At 71.7% G+C, this 2,293-nt stretch carries 3 protein-coding genes; all 3 read right to left on the bottom strand.

Going from position 1 to position 2,293, the window contains the following annotated elements:
• On the bottom strand, positions 1–528 hold a 528-nt coding region (locus tag VFE05_19895), incomplete at its 3' end, for a response regulator (protein HET6232348.1).
• Positions 525–983, bottom strand: coding sequence for a response regulator (locus VFE05_19890; GenBank protein HET6232347.1), 459 nt, complete (start codon positions 981–983; stop codon positions 525–527). The genes VFE05_19890 and VFE05_19895, both read right to left, overlap by 4 nt.
• A partial coding sequence (locus VFE05_19885) for an ATP-binding protein (GenBank protein ID HET6232346.1) occupies positions 974–2,293 on the bottom strand: 1,320 nt, incomplete at its 5' end. The genes VFE05_19890 and VFE05_19885, both read right to left, overlap by 10 nt.

The raw sequence follows: 2,293 nt of genomic DNA, 5'->3' as shown, positions 1-2,293 counted from the left end.
GAGGAACTGGTCCTTGGCGCGCGTGGCGTCGGCCAGCTCCACCAGGTTGGCCTGGAGCTCGTTGCGCAGCGCCTCCAGCTCGATGTTGCGCACCTCCAGCGCCACGCGCTTCTCCTCCAGCTCGGCCTGGATGGCGAACTTCTCCACCGCGTTCTCGATGGCCCGCCCCAGGCCCTGCGCGGTGAAGGTGCCCTTCACCACGTAGTCCTGCGCGCCCTGCGCCAGCGCCGCCGTGGCGGAGCGGCCGTCTTCCTGGCCCGTGAGCGTGACCACCGGCACCGGCAGCCTGCCGCCGCCCTGCCTGCGCAGGGCGTCCAGGAACTCGCCGGCGTCCATGTCCGGCAGGTGGAAGTCCAGCAGCACGCACGCGGGTTTGGTGTCGCGGACGAGCGCCAGGCCCTCGGCGCCGGTGGCGGCGTGCACCACCTCGAACGGCTCGCGCGCGCGGGCGAGCAGGCGGCGCAGCTCCACCGCGTCTTCCGGGCTGTCCTCCACCAGCAGGACGGTGCGGGCGTCCGCCGCGCTCACCGGTCCACCTCCGTGGGCAGCATCACCACGCCGAACCAGTAGCGGGCCAGGGCCTGCACCTCGTGCAGGAAGGTGTCCATGTCCAGCGGCTTCAGCACGTAGCTGTTGGCGCCCGAGTGGTAGCAGCGGTGCACGTCCACGGGGTTGGAAGAGGTGGTCCACACCACCACGGGGATGGTGCGCAGGCCCGGGTCCTTCTTGATCTCGGCCAGCACCTCGCAGCCGTCGGTGGCGGTGAGGTTCAGGTCCAGCAGCACCAGCCCGGGGTTGCCCTCGGGCCGGGCGGCGTGCTCGCCGGTGCGGCGCAGCCAGCGCAGCGCCTCGTCGCCGTCACGGCAACGCACGGTCTCGTGGTGAAGCTCCAGCTTGCGCATGGCCCAGGCGAGCGCCGCATGGTCCTCGTCGCTGTCCTCCACGATGAGGATGGGGCCCGCGGTGCGTGGTCTCAGCTGCATGGGTCGGCTTGCAGGGTGAAGAAGAAAGTGGTCCCCTCGCCGGGCGCCGACTCCAGCCATATGCGTCCTCCGTGCCGCTCCACCAGCCGCCGCGCGATGGTGAGCCCGGCCCCCGCGCCGCCGCCGAACTTGTCGCGCCCGTGCAGCCGCTTGAAGATGCGGAACACCGCGTCCCAGTGCTTGGGGTCGATGCCGATGCCGTTGTCGCGCACGTACAGCACGTGCGGCCGGCCCTCCCCCTGCTCGGCGTAGCCGACCTCCACCCACGGGCTCCCGGCGTCGTTGTACTTGATGGCGTTGCTGATCAGGTTCTGGAAGACCGAGCCGGCCCGCACGGGGTCGCAGCGCAGCGTGGGCAGGCGGCGGGGAACGCGCACGTCTGTGCCCTTCTCGGCCAGGCGGCTGGCCAGGGTGTCCAGCACCTCGGCCACCAGCTCGTGCAGGTCCACGTCCGTGCGGCGCAGCTCCAGCTTGCCGGCGCGCGAGTACAGCAGCAGCGAGTCCAGCATGCCGTGCATGCGGGCGCTCAGCCGCAGCAGCGTCTCCACCTGCTCGCGGCCCTCGGGCGCCAGCGCCTCGCCGCGGTCCTCCATGAGCATGCGCGAGAAGCTGTGGATGCCGCGCAGGGGCTCCTTCAGGTCGTGCGACGCGATGTACGTGAAGGCGTCCAGCTCCTCGTTGCTGCGCTGGAGCTCGGCGTTCACGGTGGCGAGCTGGTCCGCGTTGCGCAGGACCACGTCCACGATGCGCCCCCGCAGCTCAGCCGCCGCGCGCACCTCCGCCGGCTTCCACGACAGCGACCGCCCCCGCACCGTCTCCCTCCACGCCGCGAACGACTGGCGGGGATGCAGCACCATCGTCCGCCCCGCGGCATCCGCAACCGCAGGGTCGATCGGGAGATGCGCATCCCCAAACGGCTTCGCATCTCCCGACGCACCCCCCCGCCCCACATCCCCCGATTCGTCGCGCGACCGAGCTGTATCTGCGGAGGCGCTGCCGGGGTGCACTGCACCTGCCGGTAGATGTGCATCTCCCGAGGCGCCCGACCCCTGCCCCGCATCCGCCGATTCCGCCGCGGTGTCACGCGGGTCCGCCGACGTTTCCAGCGATGGACGAGCGTCGGCTGCCCGTGAGATGGACGGCAGCGCATCTACCGATCGCCCGTTCGTCCCTCCCGCATCGGCCGGGGCGGTGACGGACTGCGCGGGGACAGTGGATGTGGTCGCGTCGCCCGATGATCCGACATCTGCCGACTGGACGGGTAGATGCGCATCTCCCGATTCGCCCTGCGGCGATGCGGGGCGGACGGG

Source organism: Longimicrobiaceae bacterium (assembly GCA_035696245.1).
Lineage (GTDB): Bacteria > Gemmatimonadota > Gemmatimonadetes > Longimicrobiales > Longimicrobiaceae > DASRQW01.
Note: the sequence above shows the minus strand (reverse complement) of the source record. Positions and strands in the feature narration are given on the sequence as shown.